Source organism: Vibrio sp. Vb0598, assembly GCF_033338935.1.
Taxonomy (GTDB): Bacteria; Pseudomonadota; Gammaproteobacteria; order Enterobacterales; family Vibrionaceae; genus Vibrio; species Vibrio alginolyticus.
Genome location: NZ_JAWOTP010000072.1, coordinates 1 through 1,797, shown reverse-complemented (window position 1 = coordinate 1,797; position 1,797 = coordinate 1). Strand labels below are relative to the sequence as shown.

Genomic DNA, 1,797 nt, shown 5'->3' with positions numbered 1-1,797 from the left:
CACATCCGGTTGGTAACGCTTGCCCGCTTCGCTCTGTAGGTTCACTTGCGTTTCGTACTCGTGCCCTTCGCGCAGTCCCGATTCGGCTAAAACGCGCGCCAACACCACTTCACCCCAGTTACCTTGCTGTTTGTTATCGCCTTTGAGCGCTTGGGTCAGGTTCACGGCTTCTCGAGTCATTTGTTCATTGAGGCGTTGCAGATTTTTCAGCTCATGCACCAGCGTATGACGCTCTTTAGCTTCTTGGCTAAAGCTATCGTTGACTTGCTTTTTGAAACCTTCTAACTGCTCTTTTAACGGTGACAACAACCCTTCTAAACTTTGACGGTTTTGCAAATCGACTTTCGCGGTTTTCTCTTCAAACAGTTGATTGGCAAGGTGCTCAAACTGTTGTTTCAGACGCACTTCGGCCTGCTCTAAAATTTGCAGTTTTTCCGCATTAGCCTGATTCATTTGCTCGTGGCGCGCCTGCTGCTCACGAAGCTGCGTTTCCAAACGGGATTTTTGTTCACGCATTTGGCCCAGCTCATCAAAATACTGCTGACGTTCTTGTTTGACGGCTTCGAAGTAACGCAATTTCTCCATGGCCGCCATCAACTTGCCGTGTGATTGGCGCACTTCAAAGCCCGCTTTATCGCGCTCGTTGTCGAGTTCATCCAACTCTTGCTGCGCATCGGCAAGGCTTTGCTTTACTTGTTCAAGCTGTTGTTGGTGAAGCTGTTTTTCTGACACCAACTGCTGTTCGAGTAGTTGAGTCTGGGTAATAAAGCGCTGCTTTACCCACCAACCCACGGCGACACCGCTCGCTGTCGCGGCAAAAAGAGAAGAAAGAATGAGAGATTGATGCTCAAGAATCCATTGCATAATAGCGAGTTAGCCTATGTTTTATATCTTTATCAATGGTATTTAGACACTGGATAAATGTCCAGTTTGTTGGATGAAAAATCCTCGCATACACTAGGCACTCCGTACAACATACTCACTCCCGCTCACTCTTTCAGCAAAGAGCGGCACATCATCACACAGAGGCATCATGAACGAGCGTCGTGCCCTAGGATTTGGGCTCTCAGCAGTATTACTTTGGTCAACGGTTGCAACCGCATTTAAACTGACATTAGCGGAATTTACGCCGATCCAAATGCTGTGTATCGCCAGTATGGTTTCTGCCATCGCGCTTACGATTGTGTGCGGTGTGCAAGGTAAATTAAACCAGCTAAGTGCTACTTTTCTCTCTAATCCTTGGTACTACTTGCTGCTTGGTTTGATCAACCCGTTGGCGTATTACTTGATCCTATTTAAAGCGTACGATTTGCTGCCCGCTTCTCAAGCGCAGGCCATCAACTACAGCTGGGCCATTACGCTCACCCTGATGGCAGCGGTGTTTTTGGGGCAAAAGATTCGTGGCAAAGATTGGATAGCGTGTGGATTCAGTTACCTCGGTGTTATCGTGATTGCAACACAAGGCAATGTGCTTGGCATGCAGTTTGAGAGTCCGCTTGGCGTTGGCTTGGCACTGCTGTCGACGTTACTTTGGGCGGGTTACTGGATTCTCAACACCAAAAACAAAGCCGATCCGGTGATTGGTGTTTTGCTGGGCTTTTTGGTTGCCATCCCATTCACTATCGCGTTGAGTTGGTACGAAGGCGCAAGCTGGCAATCTATCTCCATCAAAGGCTGGGCGGCGGTGACATACGTCGGCTTGTTTGAGATGGGAGTGACGTTTGTGCTGTGGTTGAGCGCCTTGAAGCTAACCCAAAACACGGCGCGCATCAGCAACCTGATATTTGCTTCGCCATA

2 protein-coding genes are annotated in these 1,797 nt (G+C 48.7%); one reads left to right on the top strand and one right to left on the bottom strand.

Features of this window, described 5'->3' with window-relative positions; translation table 11 throughout:
- On the bottom strand, positions 1 to 864 hold an 864-nt coding region (gene rmuC, locus R7Q38_RS22965), incomplete at its 3' end, for a DNA recombination protein RmuC (RefSeq protein ID WP_318114410.1).
- 169 nt (positions 865 to 1,033) lie between these two features.
- Here rmuC and R7Q38_RS22960 point away from each other — a divergent pair.
- Positions 1,034 to 1,797, top strand: a 764-nt coding sequence (locus R7Q38_RS22960; RefSeq protein WP_318114409.1) for a DMT family transporter, incomplete at its 3' end; no start/stop codon positions are given.